Source organism: Burkholderia sp. BCC1644 (assembly GCF_902833225.1).
GTDB lineage: Bacteria > Pseudomonadota > Gammaproteobacteria > Burkholderiales > Burkholderiaceae > Burkholderia.
This window is the reverse complement of record NZ_CADFEI010000004.1, coordinates 299,461-323,116: the sequence shown is the minus strand read 5'-3', so window position 1 is coordinate 323,116 and position 23,656 is coordinate 299,461. Positions and strand designations below refer to the sequence as shown.

At 67.3% G+C, this 23,656-nt stretch carries 18 protein-coding genes and 1 tRNA gene; 13 read left to right on the top strand and 6 right to left on the bottom strand.

Annotated elements, in window-relative coordinates; translation table 11 throughout:
- Positions 1-55: 55 nt before the first annotated feature.
- The 3 genes from HWX87_RS10265 to wecB all read right to left on the bottom strand — a co-directional run bounded on the left by HWX87_RS10265 (position 56) and on the right by wecB (position 4,762).
- Positions 56-2,380, bottom strand: coding sequence for a molybdopterin cofactor-binding domain-containing protein (locus tag HWX87_RS10265; protein ID WP_176047033.1), 2,325 nt, complete (start codon positions 2,378-2,380; stop codon positions 56-58).
- Positions 2,377-2,838: a (2Fe-2S)-binding protein gene (locus tag HWX87_RS10260; protein ID WP_176047032.1), complete on the bottom strand. Its 462-nt coding sequence runs from the start codon at positions 2,836-2,838 to the stop codon at positions 2,377-2,379. The genes HWX87_RS10265 and HWX87_RS10260 overlap by 4 nt, the downstream gene beginning before the upstream one ends.
- 706 nt (positions 2,839-3,544) lie before the next feature.
- Positions 3,545-4,762, bottom strand: coding sequence for a UDP-N-acetylglucosamine 2-epimerase (non-hydrolyzing) (gene wecB / locus HWX87_RS10255; protein ID WP_176047031.1), 1,218 nt, complete (start codon positions 4,760-4,762; stop codon positions 3,545-3,547).
- A gap of 1,197 nt (positions 4,763-5,959) precedes the next feature.
- On the opposite strand from wecB, the gene HWX87_RS10250 reads away from it, so the two are divergent.
- From HWX87_RS10250 to glmS, 7 genes are all read left to right on the top strand, one after another.
- Entirely contained in the window at positions 5,960-7,504 is a 1,545-nt protein-coding gene (locus HWX87_RS10250) for a glycosyltransferase (protein WP_176047030.1), read from the top strand.
- A 3-nt stretch (positions 7,505-7,507) separates the two neighbouring features.
- Complete coding sequence (locus HWX87_RS10245; protein WP_176047029.1) at positions 7,508-8,503, top strand: polymer-forming cytoskeletal protein; 996 nt, start codon at positions 7,508-7,510, stop codon at positions 8,501-8,503.
- An 11-nt stretch (positions 8,504-8,514) separates the two neighbouring features.
- Positions 8,515-9,528, top strand: a complete 1,014-nt coding sequence (locus tag HWX87_RS10240) for a YaiO family outer membrane beta-barrel protein (protein ID WP_176047028.1) — start codon at positions 8,515-8,517, stop codon at positions 9,526-9,528.
- Between the two features lie 13 nt (positions 9,529-9,541).
- Complete coding sequence (locus HWX87_RS10235) at positions 9,542-10,312, top strand: hypothetical protein (RefSeq protein WP_176047027.1); 771 nt, start codon at positions 9,542-9,544, stop codon at positions 10,310-10,312.
- Positions 10,313-10,646: 334 nt separating this feature from the next.
- Positions 10,647-12,797, top strand: a complete 2,151-nt coding sequence (locus HWX87_RS10230; protein WP_176047026.1) for a polysaccharide deacetylase family protein — start codon at positions 10,647-10,649, stop codon at positions 12,795-12,797.
- A gap of 92 nt (positions 12,798-12,889) precedes the next feature.
- Complete coding sequence (locus HWX87_RS10225; RefSeq protein WP_176047025.1) at positions 12,890-13,978, top strand: hypothetical protein; 1,089 nt, start codon at positions 12,890-12,892, stop codon at positions 13,976-13,978.
- Between the two features lie 48 nt (positions 13,979-14,026).
- Complete coding sequence (gene glmS / locus HWX87_RS10220; RefSeq protein ID WP_176047024.1) at positions 14,027-15,844, top strand: glutamine--fructose-6-phosphate transaminase (isomerizing); 1,818 nt, start codon at positions 14,027-14,029, stop codon at positions 15,842-15,844.
- A gap of 51 nt (positions 15,845-15,895) precedes the next feature.
- Here glmS and HWX87_RS10215 read toward each other — a convergent pair.
- Both HWX87_RS10215 and HWX87_RS10210 read right to left on the bottom strand, forming a co-directional pair.
- Positions 15,896-15,972 (bottom strand) — tRNA-Arg (locus tag HWX87_RS10215).
- Between the two features lie 173 nt (positions 15,973-16,145).
- Positions 16,146-16,976: an undecaprenyl-diphosphate phosphatase gene (locus HWX87_RS10210; protein ID WP_176047023.1), complete on the bottom strand. Its 831-nt coding sequence runs from the start codon at positions 16,974-16,976 to the stop codon at positions 16,146-16,148.
- A gap of 479 nt (positions 16,977-17,455) precedes the next feature.
- Here HWX87_RS10210 and HWX87_RS10205 point away from each other — a divergent pair, with 479 nt between their 5' ends.
- The 5 genes from HWX87_RS10205 (at position 17,456) to HWX87_RS10185 (ending at position 22,977) form a co-directional block, all read left to right on the top strand.
- Complete coding sequence (locus HWX87_RS10205; protein WP_176047022.1) at positions 17,456-18,367, top strand: aldose epimerase; 912 nt, start codon at positions 17,456-17,458, stop codon at positions 18,365-18,367.
- A 132-nt stretch (positions 18,368-18,499) separates the two neighbouring features.
- Positions 18,500-19,201 (top strand): peptidoglycan DD-metalloendopeptidase family protein, encoded by a 702-nt coding sequence (locus HWX87_RS10200; protein WP_176047021.1) that lies wholly within the window; start codon positions 18,500-18,502, stop codon positions 19,199-19,201.
- A gap of 369 nt (positions 19,202-19,570) precedes the next feature.
- Complete coding sequence (locus HWX87_RS10195) at positions 19,571-21,190, top strand: acyl-CoA synthetase (RefSeq protein WP_176047020.1); 1,620 nt, start codon at positions 19,571-19,573, stop codon at positions 21,188-21,190.
- A gap of 73 nt (positions 21,191-21,263) precedes the next feature.
- Complete coding sequence (locus tag HWX87_RS10190; RefSeq protein ID WP_176047019.1) at positions 21,264-21,587, top strand: DUF2288 domain-containing protein; 324 nt, start codon at positions 21,264-21,266, stop codon at positions 21,585-21,587.
- 10 nt (positions 21,588-21,597) lie between these two features.
- Positions 21,598-22,977, top strand: coding sequence for an MATE family efflux transporter (locus HWX87_RS10185; RefSeq protein ID WP_176047018.1), 1,380 nt, complete (start codon positions 21,598-21,600; stop codon positions 22,975-22,977).
- A gap of 19 nt (positions 22,978-22,996) precedes the next feature.
- On the opposite strand, the gene HWX87_RS10180 is transcribed toward HWX87_RS10185, so the two are convergent.
- Positions 22,997-23,173 carry a hypothetical protein gene (locus HWX87_RS10180; protein ID WP_176047017.1) on the bottom strand — a complete coding sequence of 59 codons (177 nt, stop codon included), beginning with the start codon at positions 23,171-23,173 and terminating at the stop codon, positions 22,997-22,999.
- A 136-nt stretch (positions 23,174-23,309) separates the two neighbouring features.
- Here HWX87_RS10180 and HWX87_RS10175 point away from each other — a divergent pair, with 136 nt between their 5' ends.
- A complete protein-coding gene (locus HWX87_RS10175) occupies positions 23,310-23,480 on the top strand; it encodes a hypothetical protein (protein WP_174380017.1) in 171 nt (56 codons plus the stop codon).
- The last annotated feature ends 176 nt before the right edge of the window (positions 23,481-23,656 follow it).

The window sequence follows — 23,656 nt, the reverse complement described above, 5'->3', positions numbered from 1 at the left end:
ACAGGTTGGTGCGAAGCGGGCCGCATGATGCGGCCCGGTGCGGGGGTATTGTGCGTCAACTCGCCTGCGGCTTCGCAAGCTGATCGGCAACCGGCAGGCTGCGGATGCGTGTGCCGGTCGCCGCGAAGATCGCGTTGGTCAGCGCCGGCGCCACGGGCGGCAGGCCCGGCTCGCCGACGCCGCCGAGCGGCGCCGTGAAGTCGTCCGGTGCAACGAGATGCACGCGGATCTCGCGCGGCGCCTCGTTCATTCTCAGCACCTGGAAGCCGTTGAAGTTGCTCTGCTCCGGATGACCGTCCTTGAACGTGATCTCGCCATGCAGCGCGATGCCGAGCCCCATCACCACCGCGCCCTCGAGCTGCGAGCGCACGCGCTCCGGATTGACCTGCGGCCCGCAGTCGATCGCAATGTCGACGCGCGGCACCGTGATCTTGCCGTCCGCGTCGACCTGCACCTCGCAAACGGCCGCCGTGTACGACACGAAGCTGCGATGCGCGGCGATCCCGAGCCCGTGCCCCTTCGGCAGCTTGCGCCCCCAGCCGGCCTCGCGCGCGACCGTCTCGACCACGCGCCTCAGCCGCCCCGTATCGACCGGGTACAGCGCGGGATCCTCGCCGTAGTTCACGTTCTTCACCGTGATGTGCGGCTCGAAGCGCCGCGCGGGCCCGATCAGCTCGAGCAGGAAATCCTTCGGATCGCGGCCGGCCGCATGCGCGAGCTCCGACACGAAGCTCTGGATGCCGAACGCATGCGGGATGTTGTAGACCGAACGGAACCAGCCGATCCGCGTGTGCCCAACGGCCGCCGGATTTTCGATCCGGACGTTCGGAATCGCGAACGGCAGATCCGCGATCCCTTGCGCGAGTTCGCCCGGCTGCTCGTGCACGATGCCCGTCTTGAAGGTCGACTGGATCGACGGCGCGACCGTGCGATGCTGCCACGCGACCACGTTCCCCGACGCATCGATCCCGCCGTCGAACGCTTCGAGCGACACCGCGTGGAAATAATCGTGCGCGATGTCGTCCTCGCGCGTAAACGTCAGCTTCACGGGCGCGCCGATCGCCTTCGACAGCAGCGCGGCCTCCACCACGTAGTCGGGTTTCGACTTGCGGCCGAACCCGCCGCCGAGCAGCGTCACGTTGACGGTCACGCGCTCGGCCGGCAACGCGAGCGCCTTCGCGATCTCGTCGCGCGTGGTCTGCGGCGCCTGCGTACAGGTCCATACTTCGCAGCCGCCGTCGGCGACGCGCGCGACGGCAGCGGGCGGCTCCATCGTCGCGTGTGCGAGATGCGGGATGTAGTACGTCGCGCGCACGCGTTTCGCGGCGCCGGCGAGCGCCGCGGCCGCATCGCCGTCGTTGCGGATCACGTCGCCCGGCTGCGCGGCGGCCGCCTCGAGTGCCTTGCGATATTCGGCCGAGTCGTAGCCCGCGTTGGGTCCGCGCTTCCAGTCGATCTTCAACAGCGCGCGCGCCTGGATGGCCGTCCACGTGTCGCGCGCGACGACGGCCACACCGCCGAGCGGCTGGAAGCCGGAAGGCAGCGGCGCCGACGCGAGCTGCACGACCTTGACGACGCCCGGCAGCTTCCCGGCCGCCGCTGCGTCGAATGACGCGACCGTGTCGCCGTAGGCCGGCGGTCGCGCAACGACCGCATACAGCATGCCGTCGAGCCGCGTGTCGATCCCGTAATGCGCACGACCGCCGACGATGTCGCGCCCATCGATCAGCGCGGTCTTGCCCTTGCCGATATAGCGGAATTCGGCCGGCGCCTTCAACGCGAGTGTCTTCATGTCGGGCGCCGGCAACGCGGCCGCTTTCGCCGCGAGCTCGCCGAAGCCGAGCTTGCGCCCGCTCTTCGTGTCGACGACCTCGTGTACCGTCGCCTTGACCTGCCCCGCATCGACGCCCCACGCGGCCGCGGCCGCCTGCTCGAGCATCGTGCGCGCGGCCGCACCGGCCCGGCGCAGCGCGGCGAAGCTCTGGCGCAAACTGCGCGACCCGTCGGTGTTCTGGTTGCCGTAGCGCGGCTCGTCGCCGACGGCCTGCGCGACCTTCACGCGCGCCCAGTCGGCGCCCAGCTCGTCGGCGACCACGAGTGCGACGCTCGTGCGCACACCCTGCCCCATCTCCGAGCGGATGCAGGTCACGGTAACGGTGCCGTCCGGTGCGATCGCGACGAACAGGTGCGGATCGTCGCGCAACCCGTGCGGCATCCCGGCGCCGCCGTATTGCGGATTCGCGCTGACGGGCGGCTGCACCGGCGCGGCCGCGTGCGCGAGCGACGGCACGCCGAATGCGAGCAGCAGCCCGCCGGACGCGAAGCCGAGCAGCAGCGCGCGACGGCTTTCGTTGTGGACGGAGGGTTCGCGCGCGCTCATGCGGCACCTCCGCGGCGCACGGCCAGCCGGATCGCCGCGCGAATGCGCGTGTAGGTGCCGCAGCGGCAGATGTTGCCGGACATCGCATCGTCGATGTCGGCGTCGCTCGGATGGGGATTCGTCTTCAGCAGCGACGCGGCCTGCATGATCTGCCCGGACTGGCAGTAGCCGCATTGCGCGACGTTCAGTTCCTGCCACGCCTGCTGCAGCGGATGGGTCAGGTCCGTCGACAGTCCCTCGATCGTCGTCACGCGCTTTCCGGAAGCCGCCGCAACGGGCGTGATGCAGGACCGGATCGCGACGCCGTCGAGATGCACGGTACACGCGCCGCACAGCGCCATCCCGCAGCCGAACTTGGTGCCGGTATGGCCGAGGACGTCGCGCAGATACCAGAGCAACGGCATCTCGGGATTGCCGTCGAAGTGCTGCTCGCTACCGTTGACGGTCAGCGTGATCATCGTTCACCTCCTGGTCGAGGCGCCCGCGTCGCACCACGGGTGCCGTGTGGGGATTCGAACGGTGCCGACCCGGCACCGCCTGGTGGACTGCTTCGCCGGAAGAACCGGCGGTTGATGCGCTATCGGCGCCGATGACTGCCGGGCGCATGACTCCGGTCGAAAGCGGGCGCCCGCGGGTCCCGATTCTGCCCCACGCGAACCGTCGCTCAGGCAACGCGATCCTGTCGGGGCTGCCAGAAACCGCAGCCCGGATCATCGTCACCCGCGCACGACGTCCCGCCCGCGCAACTTCGACATCGCCCGGGCGGGCGGATTCGTATGGGGATTGAGCTGGGATCCAACTTTAACTGATGTGCGGCGGTTGTGCGCTGGCCCGCCGGATGCGGCGCTTCACGCGCGTGGGTCGCTTCCGTTACCCGACGAACACCACTGGCTTGCCGGAAAACTGCCGCTGCCGGAGTCCTTCCAGTTGCTCGGACAGCTGGGCTTCAAAGTGAATGCCGGTCGATGCGGGGCGGGTATCCGCCGAAGTATCCGTGCCCGGCGCTGTACCGGGAAAGAGACATTCGACGAAAGCACTTTTGAACCCGGCGGGGAAATTCGTTCCTGGTCGCACAAATGCAACGATCCGGCCGGCCTGACGACCGAACCGGATCCTTGTGTGACGGCAACGAACGATACGGAAGACGCTATCGCGCAGCCCGGCTCACGGCGACCGCAACGCCTGCAACCCCAGCGTGAGCGCGTTGAACGGCATCTCCGCGGCCCCCATCGAGAAGCTGGTCGTCTTCGTCGTCACGCCCGGCGTGCGCATCAGCGCGTGAACGATTCGCTCGCTCGCGTGACCGTCGCCGTACGGATTGCTCGCTCGCGACATTTCCTCGTAAGCGCTCTCGCTGTCGAACAGGCGCGATGCCTCCCACACGATCCGCTCCTGGTCCGTGCCGACGAGCCGCGCGGTGCCGGCCTGGATCGCCTCGGGCCGCTCGGTCGTCTCGCGCGTGACGAGCACGGGCTTGCCGAGCGCCGGTCCTTCTTCCTGAATGCCGCCCGAATCGGTGATGATGAAATGCGCGCGGGACATCAGGAATACGAACGAAAGGTATTCCTGCGGCTCGATCAGGTAGATGTTCGGCACGCCGCCGAGCCGCGCGCGCGCCGGCTCCCGCACGTTCGGATTCATGTGCAGCGGATAGACGAACTGCGCGTCGCGATAGCGGCCCGCGAGCGTACAGAGCGCCTCGCAGAAGTGCTGGAACGGTTCACCGAAACTCTCGCGGCGATGGCCGGTGATCAGCACGACGCGCCGCGACGGCTCGAGAAACGGAAAATACGCGGCGACCTTGTCCGACAGCGTGGACGTGCGGTCCAGCATGCGTTTGACCTCGTGCAACGCATCGATCACGGTATTGCCGGTCAGCGAGACGCCGCTGCCCGGCACGCCCTCGCTGAGCAGGTTGTCGCGCGCCTGCCCTGTCGGCGCGAAATGCCACGACGACACCGCATCGGTCACGCGGCGATTCAGCTCCTCCGGCCACGGCGACCAGATGTCGCCGCTGCGCAGCCCGGCCTCCACGTGCCCGACCGGCAGATAACGGTAGAACGCCGCAAGGCTGACCGCGAGCGTGGTTGTCGTATCGCCGTGCACCAGCACGACGTCCGGGCGCAGATCGTCGAAGACCATGCCGATCGCCTGAAGAATGCCGGTGGTCACGTCGGTCAGCGTCTGGCTTTGCCGCATCAGGTTGAGATCGTAGTCAGGCTTGATGTCGAACAGCGTCAGTACCTGGTCGAGCATTTCCCGATGCTGCGCGGTCACGCACACCCGGGCGTCGACATCCGCTTGCGCCTTCAACGCGCGCACCAGCGGTGCCATCTTGATGGCCTCCGGCCGAGTCCCGAACACAAGCAAGATCTTCTTCATCGTTATCCTCGTTTAGCCACTTCGCGCGGATCACCCTGCACGTGGCGCGAAGCATGTATTCAGGCGGCGCTTCCCGTACTCGCACGCGGTCAACACGTAGCGGTGTCGCGGGGCGAGCGCGCCGTCTTGTCCGCGCGGTCCCGGCCGCGCGAATCGTCGTACTACCGGCGTCCCGTTGCGCTGATCAGTCACGTCATGAGTCGTTCCTCGCTGTGTCGAGCGTCACGTCGGTTCGTCACGTTTGCTTCCACACCAGCAATATTCAAACCAGCCGCACTGCAGGCGGGTCCGGTTCGCACGGCGTGCACCGCACACGCGCGGTGCGTTACGGAATGTTTCACAACTGCTACGGGGCGTCGCATCGACGGATCGGCACGACAACGATAAACAGCCGGCCGACCGCGCGATCCGTCTGACGACGTCGTCCGACGAATCGCGCATGCATGTCGGGCGTCGATGGCCCATCGAACTGCCTTCATCTTTCGAAACGCTTTGCGTCGTCTCGATTCGGCACTTTTGTCTGTGCAGCGTGCGGCGCGCACACGGCCGGCGGCCACGATCATGCGCGCACGATTTCCCCGCCACGCGGCGTCGCTTGCGTCGCACGAATCGATGCGCGGGAAATGTTGCGAATGTGTAACGCAGCGCCGGAGCGCGCAGATACATCGGAGTCCGGTGTATTCGGCGCGGACGACGGCAATCGCCGTTTCGGCCTCCGGGGCGACGCGCGCGCAGCGAACGACGCACGGTCGCGCGTCTCGCCAGGCGCATCGGACAAGGCGGCAACGACTCGTTAGACAAACCGCCTGCCGTGCGACGCACGCGAGACAGGTCGCGGACTGTCCGGGGTCGAATGTCGTGCGCCTACGCTGATTCGTCAGTGAATCAAAACACGTCGCCGCGGCCCCGACTACGCGCGTACCTCGCGCCCGGCCCCTTGCAGCACGGGGCATCGCGGCGCATGGCTCACGCCTTGCTTAATGTCAGACAGGTGCGTCCCGAAGCACTCGCACGGCAACAGCAGACCGACGGGGACGCCAAAGCAACGAAGCCGGGAGGCGACGCGACGCGTCCGCCGGGGCGAACCACATCCGCCCTTGCGCGACGAACGAGCGGCCGCGTCCCATTGACATCCGCGCGATCCACGAGCGCCTTCAGCGCTCATCGGCCATCGTCGCGGACACCGGGGACCAGGACATGAAGAAAGCGCGGATGGCGTCACTCTGCGAGCAAGGCATCCTGCTGCTGATCGTGCTTGCCTTCTCGCTGACCGTGCGCGACACCGCTTCGCAGGCGATCGCCGAACCGGTGCGGATCGCCATGCCCGCCGCAAACGCCGCGGTCGCGGTCGAACGCACGGCCCTCGACGGCGCCCCGCTCGCGATCGCCGCACCGGCCTCGCCCGCGGCTGACGCGTCGCTCGAGCCGCCGCCGGCCAGCGCTCCGGGTATCACGTTCGACCCCGACCTGCTGCTGATGCCCTGCGTCGCGTACCTGTGGCTGTTCACGGTGTTGACGTGCGTCTACGCCGGACGGCACTACGTATTCAGCCTCGACCGCCTGTTCAAGCCGCAATGCGCGCCCTACCGGACGATTACCCACGGCGAATGGCCGCGGCTCACGGTGTTCGTCGCCGCCCACAACGAAGAAGCCGTCGTCGTCGATTGCCTGATGGCGCTGCTGGCGACGACCTACCCGCGCGACAGGCTGACGATCATTCCGGTCAACGACCGCTCGACCGACAACACCCGCGCGCTGATCGACGAGGTCCGGGCGCTCGAGCCCGACCTCATCCAGCCGTTTCACCGCGAGACCGGCAAGCCGGGCAAGGCGGCCGCGCTGAAGGATGCGCTGCGCTTCATCCGCGGCGACATCATGGTGGTGTTCGACGCCGATTACCTGCCGCGCCCGGGGCTGCTGAAGGAACTCGTCGCACCCTTCTTCGATCCGGAAGTCGGCGCGGTGATGGGCCGCGTCGTGCCGCAGAACGCCGACAGCAACCTGCTCGCGCGGCTGCTCGACCTCGAGCGCGCGGGCGGCTACCAGGTCAACCAGCAAGCCCGCAACAACCTCAACCTGGTGCCGCAGTACGGCGGCACGGTCGGCGGGATCCGCAAGGGCGCGCTCGACGCGGTGGGCGGCTGGCGCGACGACACGCTCGCCGAGGACACCGACATGACCTATCGCCTGCTGCTGAGCGACTGGCGCACGGTCTACCTGAATCACGCCGAATGTTATGAGGAAGTGCCCGAGCGCTGGGCCGTGCGCGCCCGCCAATTGACGCGCTGGGCAAAAGGCCACAACCAGACGCTGCTGCGCTATCTGGTTCCGGTGCTGCGCAATCCGCTGATCTCGCGGCGCTGCCGGATGGACGGCGCGCTGCTGCTCGGCGTGTTCGTGATGCCCGCGCTCCTCGCGGTCGCCTGGAGCGCCGCGCTCGCGCTCTACCTGTTCAACGGCGTCAACTCGACCGCGCTCGGCCTGATCGTGTCGCTGTTCGCGCTGTTTTCGTTCAGCACCTTCGGCAACTTCGGCGTGTTCTTCGAGATCGTCGTCGCGGCCCGGCTCGACGGCCGCGCGACGCGGCTGCGGCTCGTGCCGATCAACGTCGTCGGCTTCTGCGTGACGATCGCGGCCGTCGTCTCCGCGCTATGGGGACTCACGCTCGACGCCGCGTTCCGCCGCGAACTGAAATGGGACAAGACCGAGCGTTTTCGCCGGCAACTGAAACCGGAGCGATGATCGATGACGACCTTCAATGTGATGGTGCCGGTAGCCGGCGTGCTCAGCCTGCCGTTCCTGCCGATGCTGCATGAACTGATCCGGCGCAGCGACGTCGCGGCGCTGCCGATCGGCGACGGTCCGTTCGTCGATCAGGCGTTGCTCGCCACGCGCTGGCACGACGCGCTGCGGGCACATGCGGCCGGCGAACCGCCGGCCGATCCGTCCGCCGCACCGCCCTGGCAAGCACTCGGGCTGGCCGTACAGCACGCCGACACGATCCACGTCGCCCACGACGAGCATCGCGACGACGTGCTCCATGCGGATCGCGCGATCACGCTCGACGGCGGCGCCCGCGCGGCGTACGCGTTCGCCGGCGAACGCATCGACATTCAGGCCGGCGCGACGATCGGCGCGCTTGCGCACGCGCCGCGGATCGACGTCGACGGCGCGGTGCTGCGCGGCGTCGTGGTCGGCGGCACGGTGCACCTGCACGGCGCCGGCGGTTTCTCGTGCCTGTACGGCGAACCGATCGTCTTCGGTGCCGCGCCGAGTGCGCGCCCCGCCGGCGCGCCAGCCGCGCCGCGCCGCGCGATCTCGCTCACCCGCCACTTCGCATCGCTGCCGCACCGCTTTCTGCACGGCCGCTACCTGGTGCATTGCGACGTTCGCCTGCCCGCGCACACGGTCGTGCAAGGCAACCTCATCGTCGACGGCACGCTCACGCTCGGCGAAGGCTGCGTGCTGCGCGGCAGCGTCAAGGCGCATCGCGTCGAACTCGAACGCCATGCGTTGCTGCACGGCGCCGTGTTCGCGCGCGACGACGTGCTGCTCGCGAACGCGAGCTGCATCGACGGCGTCGTGTCGGCCGGCGGCCTGCTGCGGCTGACCGGTGCGCGCATCGGTGTCGCCGGCCATCCCGTCAGCGCGTGCGCGCGCGATGTCTCGGTCGTCGGTCACGCATGCGTGCATGGCGACCTCGTCGCGTGGCGCAGCGGCTGGTTCCACGCATCCCGTTAAGGAGCGCCTTCATGTCCGATCGCCCCTGCCATCGCGGCCCGCGCGTGCCGGTTGCCACCCTCGCGGTGCTGTGCGGCGTCGCCTTCGGTACGCCACCGGTACTGGCGGCACTGCCGGATGACGCCGCCGCCGCGCCGCCCGTGCAGTCGCCCGACGTTCCCACCGTCATCATGCCGCGGCCGCGCGACGAATCCACGTTCGTCCGCGTCAGCGCCGACGGCCTGCCGGACGGCGTGCCGCTCGCCGAGTTCACGCCTGACGATACGAACCGGCCGCCGCTGCCCGACGCAATCGTCACACATGTCCAGGCGCCGCAAGAAAAGCACACCGAACTGTCGCTCGGCTATTCGAGCGCACACCTGACGCACGGCTACGGCGACTGGTACGGCGTGCATCTGCGCGGCGTCTATCAGGACGGCGGGCGCACCGTGCTCGGCGAACTCGCGCAACTGCACCGCTTCGGCGAGAACACGCAGCTCGGCGCACTGACCTACGTGCAGGATTTCAACCCCGACTGGTTCGGCGGCATCGGGTTCGCCGGCACCACGTCGGGGACGATCCTGCCGAGCGCACGCGTCGACCTGTCGATCAATCGCAAGCTGTTGTCGAATCGTTCGCTCGTCGTGTCGCTGGGCGCCGGCTACGCGTGGAACCGCAGCGGCCATCGCGACCAGCTCTATCACGCCGGCCTGATCTGGTACGCGCTGCCGAAATGGATCTTCGAGGCAGGCACCAACTACACGGTCGATTCGCCCGGATCGGTGAAGGCGCCGGCCTATTACGGCGCCGTCACCTACGGCGAAGTCGGCAAGAGCGTGATCGTGCTGCGCGGCGGGTTCGGCCGCGAGGCCTACCAGGTCACCGGCTCCGGCTCGCAGATCGCCGATTTCCGCAGCCACGAGATCGACGCGAAATGGCGCTACTGGTTCACGCGCAAGTGGGGAACGCAGCTCGAGTTCGACTACTACCACAACCCGTACTACTCACGGATCGGCGGCGAGCTGAGCGTGTTCTATCGTTGGTAGCCGGGCGGGCGCCATGCAGACGCACCCCGTCCGACCTCCCGCCGACCGTTCGCTGCGGATCCACGCCTATCCGCAGCGCTGGCTGTCGTCGATCGCGCTGCTGACGCCTGCGCTGTACGCGTTGCTGTGGGCCGACCTGCCGATCGCGTGGCGCTACTGGCGCGCGGTGATGACCTGGGGCGCGCACCAGATCGACCCGGCGCTCCACGTGATCGTGATCGGCTATCCGCCCGACGCGCCGCGCGTGCCGCTGCTGTCGATCGACGTCGCCGCGCGCATGCCCGGCGGCGTGCTGCTGGCGGCCACCGCGGCGCTCTGCGCCATCGGCTTCGCCGCGTCCTTCATGCGGCATCGGAACTGGCTGCCCGTTGCATATCTGTTACGTATCGCGAGCTTCACCCAGTTGCTGATTTGCGTCTATTTCTGGCTCGCGCCCGGCACGTTTCCTTATGTACCGTTGCTGCATCTACGCGACATGTTCGTGCTGCACGGCGCGGCGATCGCGATGATCCCGCTGGTGATGGCGGCGTTGTACTACCCGCTCGATTTCTCGCTGCTGCAGAAGGCCCTCGCATCGGTGCTGGTGCTCGGCTACTTCGTCTTCGCGCTGCCGTTCGTGATGCTGCTGCACGCGATGATCATCCATCACGGCTCGCTGCTGTTTCTGCCGTTCTGCTATTTCCTGCTCGGCGGACCGCTGCTGATCGGCCTCCTGGTCACGCTCTACACCTACTGCGCGAGCTGGCCCGGCGCGCTGACGAACGGCCCGGATTCCGTCTGCTGATTTCGCACGCAAACGCACCGTATCAGCGATGAAACGAATCCATTGCGTTTGCTGCCGTGCCGCGCGACTCGCGTCACATGAAGCCAGCAGGACCGGGCCTCCGGGGCAAATGGCACGTTGTTCGCTTCACTCAATGTGTCGCATCGAGTCCGCTCGTCGACGACGGCAGCGCGGCGTACCGACATGTCCTGTTGGTCCGGCTGCCGTCGACAGGTGCCGCTCGATGTCCGACGCACCGGACAGCCGCACACACCTACGGGGCAGGATTGGTCGACCTGGCGGCACGCGTATCACGGCTGCCGCGCGCCCCCATTCCTTGAGCGAGGAGCACACCATGTTGGCAAAGTCAGGCAAGTTCTTGCGGATCCTGTTCGCGTTGTTCGCGCTCGCGTTCGCATTCAGTCCGGGCGGCGTTCAGGCGGCCACCAACCAGCTCATCCTGCTGGTGCCGAATACGCTGACGTTGCCCGATCCGCGCGTGTCCGCATGGCTCGACACCGCACAGGAGGAAGGGCTGCAGATCACGGTGATGACCGACAGCCAGTTCATGGCGGCCGGCGCGTCGCTGTCGCAGTATCCCGGCCTGATCCTGCCCGATCAGGTGCATACGACGGCCGACGACACGCTCGTCACGGCGATCCAGAACTATGCGCTGAACGGCGGCAAGGTGATGCTGGTCTACGATTTCGGCGTGCTGAATTCGGCCGGCTTCTACGTGAGCCCGAAATCTCGTTTCAGCAACATGGTCGGTGTGGACTACGTACTGTATGACCAATTGGGCGGCAACATGATCGGCCTCGGCAACGTGACCGGCATGAGCAGCTGGCTGCGCACGCTCCAGGTGCCTCCCGGCAAGTCGATGACGTGGACCACGACGGCTTCGACCACGACGACCGCCAGCGTCATGGCCGCGGCGACCACCAGCAACTCGAAGACGAACAATTCGTCGAAGCAGACGACCGGTACCGCGCTGTATCTGTCCGGCAGCCCGTCGAACCCCGGAGGCCTCGCCAACTACAACCACGGCGCATGGTTCCAGTACGACACGTCGCCCGCAGGCAGCGGCGTGCTGAACCAGACGGCCCCGAAGCTGACCGGCGTCGCGAACGGCAAGCAGGTGAAGTCCGGCACGTATAGCGCCAACTCGCTCGTCAGCACGGCGACCGGCGCGACAGCCACCACGCTCGCGTCGACCATGGCAACGACCACCGACACGCTCGAGGGTATCTCCGGCTACGTGTACGGCTTCCTCACCTATCCGAGCTTCGTCACGCAGGGGACGTACACCGGCACGACGATCCTGACCTCGCCGACGTTCGGGCTGGTGTCCGGCTACAACACGTACGGCAACGGCGGCGTGCTGTTCGTCAACCTGCCGCTCGCCTACCTCGACGGCCAGACCGACGGGATGCTGATCCACGGCTACCTGCATTATTTCGGCACACAGATGCTGAACCTGCCGTCGCTGTCGCCGCTGCCGAAGGCGATGGCCGGGCTGGTGTTCAACTGGCACTTCTGCGCGGGCGACCAGATCCAGCCGGCGCTCCAGCTGAAGAACCTCGGCGTGTGGAACAACGGACCGTTCTCGCTCGTGATCACGGCAGGCCCTGACGAAGCGGCCTTCGGCGACGGCGACGGCGTGAACCTCGCCAACAACCCTACCGCGCAGAATCTCGTGAAGTATTTCCTGAGCAAGGGCCATCACGTCGGCAGCCACGGCGGCTGGATTCACGACTACTGGGGGGCAAATGCCAGCGAAACGAACGCGAGCACGTTCACGCAGTACCTGGTGATGAACCATCAGGCCGTCCAGGCCGCGACGGGCCAGCCGGACGTCGAATATGCGGCGCCGGAAGGCAACACGCCGACCTGGTCGGTCAACTGGCTCGAAGCCAACGGCTTCAACGGGTACTACTTCACCGGCCACACCGGCTCGGCGCCGACCCGCGCATATCGCAACGGCGCGCTGCTGAACCCGGGCCTGTGGGCTTACCCGGTGATGCCGTTCGGCAAGTACGCGACGTTCGAGGAGTTCCAGCAGTATGCAGTGCCGACGAGCGACGTGAACAACTGGTACGCAGCCCTGATGAACTTCGTCGTCGCGAACCGCACGAGCCGGCTGATCTATGCGCACCCGCTTGGCGCGTCGTCCTATACGTCGACACTGTCGGCCATCTTCTCGCAGGCGAATACGCTGAAGCTGCTCGGTCAGTTCAAGTGGTACACGATGAGTGACATCACGATCTTCGATCGTGCGCGCCTGAACGTCACGTGGTCGGCTACCGACACGGGCAGCGGCTGGGCATTCGCCGCCAGCCATCCGACCAGCCTCGCGAACATGACCTGGCTGCTGCCGAAGAAGGGCTTCGCCCTGCCGGTCATCACGCAAGGCATCGGCAGTGTCGTCATTACCGATTCGACGTACTGGCTCGTGACCGCGAACAGCGGCACCAGCTTCAAGTTCACCAGCGCCAAGGTGCACTGAGCCGCAACGTCGACACCCCCGCCGGCGCGCGACGCGGCCAACGCCGCGCCCGGCGGACATTGCGCAGGACCACCGCGCAGGAGCCCCCGATCATGAACCGGCCCGCGCTTTTCCCGGCCGCACGCGCACGCGCGGCGGCCGCCGCCCGCCTATGCCGCCTGTGGTGCGTTGCCTGCTGTGTCTCGGCATTCGGCTTCGCGCTGCACGCGAGCGCCGCCGAACTCCAGCTCAACGGACTGTACCAGCGCCCCGACGGCGCGATCACCGTGCGCCTGAATGGCGCCGGTATCGATCCGTATTTCGCGGCGAAGGCGCTGCTCGCCGCCGCCGATGCCGGGCTTGACGCCCATCAGGCCGCACTCGCGTGGATCGCGTGGCTGTTGCCGCGTCAGCGCCCCGACGGCGGCTTCGATCGCTACTGCGTGAAGAGCGGCCAGTACAGCGCATGCGCGGAAGCCGACGCCGACGACTCGATGATGGCGACGTGGATCGAACTGCTCTCCCGCTTCGCGCCGCCCGACGGCATGCCCGCCGCGTGGGAACTCAGCCTGAACCGCGCGGGTGCGCATCTGGACACCCTGCTCAGCAAGCCCGCCGGCGTCTATCAGATCTCGTCGACGCTGCACGTCGCGCTGCTGATGGACAACGTCGAGGTACACAGCGCGTTCCAGGCGCTCGCCGCGTACTACGTCCGGCATGCCGACTACACGCACGCGGGCCCGTGGAGCCAGCGCGCCGACCGGCTCTCGTCCGCGATCCTGAAGGTGTTCTGGCGCGGCACGCAATCCGGCTTTCGCGCGAGCACGCAGCGCATCAGCGACACGAGCTTCTATCCGGCGAAAGTCGCGCAGATCTTCCCGCTCCTGTCGGGGATTCAGGTCCCCGACCAATCGAACGAGACGCTCTATGCGCAGTGGATGCAGAAATACGGCAAGACCTGGCTGCAACTGGCCGGCAGCGATTATCCATGGGGCTTGATTGCGCTGGTCGCATTCAAGATGAACGACTGGAGCACGGTCGCCTGCTGGCATGCGCGATCGGGCCCATACCGGCATGGCGCGCACTGGAACGTACTGGAGGAATCGCTTTATCTCGCATTCGAAAGCAGGATGGCCGACCCCGTCGCGCCCGCTCAGTGCGGTTTCACGACGGCGGAGGCAACGGAGACTGCGGCGCGCTGATACAGCGTGCATGCGGCCCAAGAAAATCCACAGGGAAGGAGACGTGTCATGTGTGGCATCGTCGGCGCGGTCGCGCAACGGGACATCGTCCCGATTCTGATTGAAGGTTTGCGTCGCCTCGAGTACCGCGGCTACGATTCATGCGGCGTGGCGACGGTCGTCGACGGCCAGGCGCGACGGGAGCGCAGCATGTCGCGCGTCGCCGATCTCGACGCGCACGTGCGCAGCGCCGGCCTGACCGGTAGCACCGGCATCGCCCACACGCGCTGGGCAACCCATGGCGCGCCCGCGACCTGCAACGCACACCCGATCTTCTCTCGCGACGAGATCGCGCTCGTGCACAACGGCATCATCGAAAACCATGAAACGTTGCGCAAGCAACTGTCCGACGAGCACTATGAGTTCGACGGCCAGACCGACACCGAAGTCGTCGCCCACCTGATCCACAGCAAGTATCGCGGCGACCTGCTCGCGGCCGTACGCGATGCGACGTCGCAGCTTCACGGCGCCTACGCGATCGCGGTGTTCAGCAAACACGAGCCGCAGCGACTGATCGGCGCGCGGGCCGGCTCGCCGCTCGTCGTCGGCGTGAAGGACGGCGAATGCTTTCTCGCGTCCGATGCGCTCGCGCTCGCCGGCATCACCGACCGCTTCATCTTTCTCGAGGAAGGCGACATCGTCGAGCTGACGCCGGGTGGCGTACGCGTGCTCGATCGCACCGGCGCACCGATCGAGCGCGCGATACAAACCGTTTCGTCCGCACAGGGTGTGGTCGAACTCGGGCCGTACCGGCACTTCATGCAGAAGGAAATATTCGAGCAACCGCAGGCCGTGGCCGCGACCATCCCGGACGCGGGGCTGTTCGATCCGGCCGTATTCGGCCCGGATGCCGCGCGGGCGTTCGAGCAGATCGACAACGTGCTGATTCTCGCGTGCGGCACGAGCCACTATTCCGGTCTGACCGCGCGCCGCTGGCTCGAAACGATCGCACGCATACCCGCGCAGGTCGAGATCGCGAGCGAGTACCGTTACAGCGATGCGCTTGCGATGCCCAACACGCTGGTGGTCAGCGTGTCGCAATCCGGCGAAACCGCCGACACGCTCGCCGCGCTCAAGTACGCGCAGGCGCTCGGCCATATCGACACGCTGGCGATCTGCAACGTGCCGACCAGCGCGATGATGCGTCAGACCGGCCTGCGGTTCCTGACGCGGGCCGGCCCGGAAATCGGCGTCGCGTCGACCAAGGCATTCACGACGCAGCTCGTCGCGCTGTTCATTCTTGCCGTCACGCTCGGACGGCTGCGCGGCTACGTCGACGACGCGCAGCTCGCGCGCTACACGACCCAGCTGCGGCGGCTGCCCGGTGCGCTCGAAGACGTGCTCGGGCTGGAGCCGCAGATCGAACGCTGGGCGGCGGAATTCTCGCAGCATGAAAACGCGCTGTTTCTCGGGCGCGGGCTGCACTACCCGATCGCGCTCGAAGGTGCGCTGAAGCTGAAGGAGATTTCGTATATCCACGCGGAAGCGTACCCGGCGGGCGAGCTGAAGCACGGGCCGCTCGCGCTCGTGACGCATACGATGCCCGTCGCGACGATCGCGCCGAACGATGCGCTGCTCGAAAAGCTCAAGTCGAACATGCAGGAAGTGCGGGCGCGAGGCGGGCAGCTTTATGTGTTTGCCGATGCGGATACGCGGATCGACAACAGCGAAGGCGTGTCGGTGCTGCGGATGCCGGATTACTACGGGCTGTTGTCGCCGATCCTGCACGTCGTGCCGTTGCAATTGCTCGCGTATCACGCGGCATGCTTGCGCGGTGCAGATATCGACAAGCCGAGGAATCTGGCGAAATCGGTGACGGTGGAGTGAGGGGTTTGCGTCTGCCCGGGCGGGCTCGCGACGATCATCAATTGATCAAACTGGCCCGCCCTACACGACTCGAACGTGTGACCTACGGCTTAGAAGGCCGTTGCTCTATCCAGCTGAGCTAAGGGCGGTCGGGGAGAAAAGACACGGCCTGACGCGGACCGCATTCGGTACCGGGCTGTCGGGCAGCAGCGACAGCACCGCCAGACTCAAAGCCCCGAAACAAAACGGGCCCGGTACGAAACCGAGCCCGAAATTATACCCGATCATCACGTCACATCACGCGAATCGGGCCGCCACAGCCTCAAACCGGCTGCGGATGCAGCATGAACCAGCCGAGACAGAACACGCCGGCGATCACGCAATACACGCCGAACGACGCGAGCCGGCCGCGCCCTTCGAAATAGCGCATCAGGAACCGCACGCTCAGGTACGCGGCAATCGCCGTCAGCACGCCGCCGAGCAGCGCATCGGCAAGCTGGTCGCGAGCATGGAACAGCTTCGGCAGCTCGAGCACGCCCGCCGCGAAGATGATCGGCGTGCCGAGCAGGAACGAGAACTCCGCCGCCTTCTCGGCCGTCAGCCCGGCCGCGTTGCCCGCGATCATCGTCAGCCCGCTGCGCGAGAAACCCGGAATCAGTGCGCCGATCTGCGCGAGACCCACGAAGAACGCCTGCTTGAACGTCATCTTCTCGGGCGCCTGGTGCACGCGGCTGCGCTGGATGCGATCGCCGAGCCACAGCAGCACGCCGTTCACGATCAGCGCGATCGCGACGATCCGCAGATCGTGGAACACGCGCTCGATGCGCTTCTCGAGCAACAGCCCGACGATGCCGGTCGGAATCGTACCGATGATGAGCGCCCACATCAGGTGGCCGTCGTCGTTCTTGCGGCCGCCGAGCTGCGCGAAGAAACCGCTGATCAGCGCGATCCAGCGCGCGCGGAAGTACCACAGCAGCGCCAGCGCGGTGCCGAGGTGCAGCGCGACGAGGAACGGCAGCAGTTGCGGCGCGTGCTTGTCGATATGCATGCCGAACAGCGCCGGCACGAGCAGCGTATGGCCGAGGCTGCTGACGGGGAAGAGTTCGGTGACGCCCTGCAGGACGCTCAGGAATACCAGAAACCAGAGACTCACGCGTCGGTCCTTTTAGTCGAGATTAAGCGGGAAGAAAGACGGACGACGCGATGCGCGTCCGAAAAAACGCGCCCCGATTATGCCGAGCCAGGATTACTGCGCCAAGGCATTTGGCAGGTTATTGCGGCAATGCACACAAACGCTTGCAATTTGTAAGCGCATAGAAAGCAAAAAGCCCGCCATTTGCATGGCGGGCCTGTCGACTTCGGCAGGAATTGCCGTCAGCGGCCGAGCTGATAGAAAAATAATACCGTGCTGCCGGTGAACATGCCGAACAGTGCGATACCCATTGCCATTGCCAGATCCATGGCCCCCTCCTCGAAGTGTCATGACCCGGCAACATCACCGGTTTAGATGCATTATCCAGACCGTTGAGAATGTTAAAAACTCGCAATTTCCCGAGAAGGGTTTTCCCCGAGCCGCTGCGGCCCGATAATGGAACGCGCGTTGCTCCGTCCACCCGCCCAATCCGATTCGCCATGCCGATCTTCCAGCAACACGACATCCACGAACTTCACGCCGGCCCGTCGCTCGTCCGGGTCGCTCCGCAATTCGGCGGCCGCCTGCTGTCCTGGCACGTCGACGGCGAACCGGTCATCTTCTGGCCGGAAACGGCCGACTGGAGCAACCTCGCCCGCGTGCGCGGCGGCAATCCGCTGCTGTTCCCGTTCCTCGGCCGCCACCGCGTCGACGGCGAACTCGGCCGCTGGCGCGATGCCGCCGGCGTGGTCCGCGACCTGCCGATGCACGGCTTCGCGCGCGACCTGCCGTTCGACGCGCATCCGTCGGCCGACGGGTGCGCGCTGTCGATGACGCTCGACGCGAACGACGCGCTGCGCGCGAGCTACCCGTTCGATTTCCGGTTCGAGACGACCTACCGGCTGGCCGACGCGCACACGCTCGACGTCGCGCTGACGACGACCAATCGCGGCGACACACCGCTGCCCTACTACGCCGGCCACCACTTCTATTTCGCGCTGCCGCATGGCGAACGCGCCGAAACCACGCTCGAACTGCCGCCGACCCGCAATTGCCGGCAGCGCCCGGACGGCTCGATCAGCCCGCTCGAACCCGGCGAAGCGCACTACCGCCTCGACGATCCGGACATCGTCGACCGCTTCCACTGCCTCGACGGCGAACCGTCCGCGCCGGTGCGCATCGTGATGCCGGGCCGCCGCCGCACGATCGAGATTGCGCTCGACGTGCCGGGCTCGATCCCGTGGTACGCGGTCACGACCTGGACCGAAAAGCCGGATTCCGACTTCTACTGCGTCGAGCCGTGGCTCGGCCTGCCCGATGCGATCCACAACGGCCTCGGGCTGCGCATGCTCGCGCCGGGCGCGACGGAAACGGCCACGCTGCGCATTCGCGTACGCCCGCTCGCAGGCTGATACGCGGCGCGCCAAACCGGCGCGCGACGGCCCCGGCAACGGCCTAAACTGCGGTGCGCGGGTCGAACCCGTTAAAATCGGACGTTTTGTGTTGCCTGCCGCGTCACCCGCGGCAGGGTTTTGCGAGGTTCAATGTTCGGAACAACAACGAAGCGACTCTTCGCAGCCGCCTGCGCCGCCCTGCTCGTCGCGTGCGGCTCCGCACCCGTCGGCCCCGGGTTCTATCGCGTCGAGCGTGGCGACACGCTCTACAAGATCGCGCGCGACAACCGCACGTCTGTGCAGAACGTCGTGCGCTGGAACCAGATGACGAACCCCGATGCGATCGAAGTCGGCCAGGTGCTGCGCGTCGCGCCGCCGCCCGGCACGACGACCGCATCGACGCCGTCGACCACCGGCACCGGCAGCGCCGGCCGCGCGCGCCCCGCCCCTTCCGCGCCGGTCGAATCGGCCGTCAAGCCGGCCACGAGCATTTCGCTGATCTGGCCGGCGGCCGGCAATGTGGTCCGCACGTTCGACGGCTCGAAATCGAAGGGGATCGACATCGCGAACGCACCGGGCACGCCGGTGGTCGCAGCCGCGCCGGGTGTCGTGGTCTATGCCGGTAACGGGCTGCGCGGCTACGGCAACCTGATCATCCTGAAGCACAACGCCGACTACCTGACCGCCTACGCGCATAACCGCGCGCTGCTGGTGAAGGAAGGTCAGTCGGTTACGCAGGGGCAGTCGATCGCGGAAATGGGCAACAGCGACAGCGATCGCGTCGCGTTGCATTTCGAGCTGCGCTACGGCGGCCGGTCGATCGACCCGTCACGCTACCTGCCGTCGCGCTGAGCGCACGACGGACGACACGCGATGCCGGCACGCATCGCGTGCCGTCGCGGCGAAACACGAAAATGATTGAGTCAGCGCTTGCGCAGACGTCCGGTGAAACGGCCGGACAGCGGATCGACGTGACGAGCAAACGCCACCAGCACACCGATTCCGATCAGGCTGAACCCCGCAGCTATCAGAAGCAAATCCATGGTCACATCACTGTTTTGACTTGATCTTATGCGTCATTGTGGAATCGTGCACTGAGCCGAGGCTATTGGACGAGTCCGAACATTCCCTATCAGCAGACACCATTGTGGATTCGTCTGCGTGAAAACCTGATGTAAGCCGCGCGCCCGACGCCACGATCGACACCCAGGAGACAATGCGATGCTGCCCGCCGCCGACCGCTACGACGACCTGCTCACCCGCTTCCGCTGGGACATTCCGGCCCGCTACAACATCGGCATGGACGTCTGCGACAAATGGGCCGACGGCAGCGGTCGCCTCGCGTTGATCTACGAAACGGCGCAGGGCGACGTGTTCCGCCTCACGTTCGACGACTTGAAGAATGCTTCTAACCGGCTCGCGAACAGCTTTGCGCGCGCCGGCCTGCGACGCGGCGACCGGATCGGCATCTTTCTCGCGCAAGGGCCCGAAACGGCCATTGCACACCTCGCCGCGTACAAGCTCGGTGCAATCGCGGTGCCGCTCTTCACGCTGTTCGGCGTCGATGCGCTCGAATACCGGCTCGCGAACAGCGAGGCGGCCGCGCTCGTCACCGACGCGGCCGGCTACGCGAAAATCGCGCCGCTGCGCGCGCAGCTGCCGGCGCTGCATACCGTCTACTGCGTCGGCGACGATGCCCCCGACGCGCCGGGCGTGCTGCGTTACGACGCGGCGCTCGCCGCGGAATCACCGGATTTCGTGGCGGCCGACACGGCCGCCGAGGATCCGGCGGTGATCATCTACACGTCCGGCACGACGGGCAAACCGAAAGGCGCGCTGCACGCCCATCGCGTGCTGCTCGGCCACCTGCCGGGCGTCGAGATGTCGCAGCAATGCTTCCCGCGCGACGCGCGCCTGTTCTGGACGCCGGCCGACTGGGCGTGGATCGGCGGCCTGCTCGACGTGCTGCTGCCGTCATGGCATCACGGCGTGCCGGTGCTCGCGCGCCGTTTCGAGAAGTTCGACGGCGATGCGGCGTTCGCGCTGATGGCCCGGCACGGCGTCACGCATGCGTTCCTGCCGCCCACCGCGTTGAAGCTGATGCGCGCCGTGGAGCGGCCGCGCGAACGCTACGCGCTGTCGCTGAAATCGGTCGCGAGCGGCGGCGAGTCGCTCGGCACCGAGCTGACGGCCTGGGGACGCGACGCGCTTGGCGTGACGATCAACGAGTTCTACGGGCAAACCGAGTGCAACATGGTGCTGTCATCGTGCGCGGCACTGTTCGACGCGCAGCCCGGTGCGATCGGCAAGGCTGTGCCCGGTCATGCGGTCGCGATCGTCGACGCGGACGGCACGCCGCTGCCGCCGGGCGTCGAAGGTCGCATCGCGGTGCGCCGTCCCGACCCGGTGATGTTCATCGAATACTGGCGCAACGCGGATGCGACGCGCGACAAGTTCGCGGGCGACTACCTGCTCACCGGCGATACGGGCACGATCGACGCCGACGGCTTCGTGCGCTTCGTCGGCCGCGACGACGACGTGATCACGAGCGCCAGCTACCGGATCGGCCCGGGCCCGATCGAGGACTGCCTGCTCACGCATCCGGCGGTGCGGATGGCGGCCGTCGTCGGCGTGCCCGACGCGACGCGCACCGAGATCGTCAAGGCGTTCGTCGTGCTGAATCCCGGCCACATCGGCGACGACGCGCTCGTGCTCGCGCTGCAGGCGCACGTGCGCACGCGGCTCGCCGCACACGAGTATCCGCGCGCGATCGCGTTCGTCGACAGCTTGCCGATGACCGCGACCGGCAAGATCGTGCGTCGCGCACTGCGCGACGCGTGACCCGCCCGCCGGCGGCTCGGCCCGTGCGGCCGGATGGTTTATAGTGGCGCCACGCAGTTTTTCCAAGAAACCGATGTCCTCTGATCACCAATCCGCCGCGGGCGCGTCGCACAGCCCGCTCTACGCCAAACTCCTCGGCGAGACCGCCAAGATCGACTGGTGCGATCTCGAACGCTTCTTCGCGCAGGGCAAGCTGCTGTCCGTCGCGCGCGACCTCGATCTCGTCAGCGTCGCGGAAGCGGTCGCCAGCGACGACGCCGAGCAGGTCACGCGCTGGCTGTCGGCCGGCCTCGTCGCACGCATGCCGGCCGAAACGGCCGCCGACTACGCGGCGCGCAACCCGGAGCTGTGGGCGGTCGTCATCTCGCCGTGGGTCTGCGTGCAGGAACGCGCCTGACGCGTCCGCCATGTCCGAATCCGCGTTACCGCACGGGGCCGGCGCCGGCTCGGCCACCGTCACGCACCGGCGCGTCCTCGCGCTCGCCTTCCCGATCGTCCTTGCGAACCTGACCCAGCCGATCCTCGGCGCCGTCGACACGGCCGTAGCCGGTCACCTCGACGGCGCGCAGTATCTGGGCGGCGTCGCGCTCGGCGGGCTGTTCTTCAATTTCGTGTTCTGGGGTTTCGGCTTCCTGCGGATGGGAACGACCGGTCTCGTCGCACAGGCGCATGGCGCCGGCGACACCGCCGGGATTCGCCTGAACCTGCTGCGCGCGCTGATCGTCGCGTTCGCGCTCGGCACAGCCGTGCTCGCGCTGCAGGTGCCGCTGCTGTCGTTCGCGCTGTCCGCGCTCGGCGGCAGCGATGCCGTCCGCGCAACGGCGCTCGCGTACAGCCATGCGCGGATCTGGAGCGCGCCCTTCGCGCTCGCGAACTACGTCGTGCTCGGCTATCTGCTCGGCATGCAGCGCGTGCGGCTCGCACTCGTCGCGCAGGTGTTCATCAACGCGGTGAACATCGGCGCCGTCCTGCTCTATGTGTACGGCTTCGACTGGGGCATCGCCGGCATCGGCGCCGCAACCGCCACCGCGGATGCCTGCGGTTTCGCGCTCGGCGCGTGGATCCTGTGGCGGCTGCGCCCGCGCGGCCTGGCGCCGATCGCGGTACGCACGCTCGCCGACCGCGTCGCGCTCAAACGGCTGATCGCGCTCAATCGCGACATCTTCCTGCGCACGCTGTGCCTGCTCGGTGCGTTCGGCTGGTTCGCGCACCTCGGCGCGAAACAGGGCGACGCAACGCTCGCGGCAAACGCGCTGCTGCTGAATTTCCAGACCTTCATGGCCTATGGCCTCGACGGCTTCGCGCATGCGGCCGAGGCGCTCGTCGGCGCGGCGGCCGGCGCGCGCGACCGCCGCGCATTTCGGCAGGCGGTACGCGTCACGCTGCTCTGGTCGGCCCTCGGCGCGCTGCTGTTCGCGCTCGTCTACTGGGCGGCGGGCGGCTGGATCGTCGCGCGCCTGACCGATCAGGCCGAGATCCGCGCCGTCGCGCTGCGCTACCTGCCGTGGGCTGCGATCTCGCCGATCGTGTCGGTCTGGGGCTTCCTGCTCGACGGCGTCTTCATCGGCGCCACGCAGACGCAATCGCTGATGCGCGCGATGGTCGTGTCGTTCTCGATCTTCATTGCGGCCACGCTCACCGCCGTCGGCACGTTCGGCAATCACGGCCTCTGGTTCGCGCTGCTGCTGTTCATGGCCGCGCGCGGCGCGACGCTCGCGCGCTACCTGCCTGGACTGCTGACGCGCATCGGCGCCGACGCGCACGTCACACCCGCCGCACGCGCGTAACGGCGGGCCCGGCTGACCGTTACTGCGTCGGCTTCGGCGGCGGCGCGTCGAGCATCGACGGCGGCGTCATGTCGGTCGGCACGCCGTGATAGTCGGCCGGATCTTCCGGCGGGTGGCCGCGGCGCGCCTGACGAGGGTCGCTGCCGCAGCCGGCGAGAAAGGACGCGGCCAGCACGGCCAGCATGAAACGGGTCATCGGGTATGGCTCCGGAAAACGGTGCGCCCATCGCGCGCCGGGACCGCGCCGAGTCTAGCTGAAATCAGGTTTCAGAGTCGCGCCGCGCATGTCCTACTATGTACGCATGGCGCTGTGCCGTGGAAAGGAGGCTGCCATGTCGTCTGAAGAAATTGCGGGCCTGATCGGCCTGTTCATTGGCCTGATGGTGCTGGTCGCGCTGTCGTACTTCGAGTCGCGCGAATACAAGCGTAGCCATGACGGCGAAGGAATGATCCACCACTGGATGGCGGAACATCACCTGCTCGACTGGCGGCGCAAGCACTGAGCAAGTCGTCCTGCAGTCCGGCCCGTACCGAACCCGGGCCGCCCGGAAACGTGCCGTGCCGCGGCACGCCGGAAACCGCGCACTCCGGAAATTATCAGGGCCGAATGCACAAACGCCGTCGCATGGCCATGGCCGTGCGACGGCGTTCGTTTGCGCGCGCCCGCAACGGGCGCGAC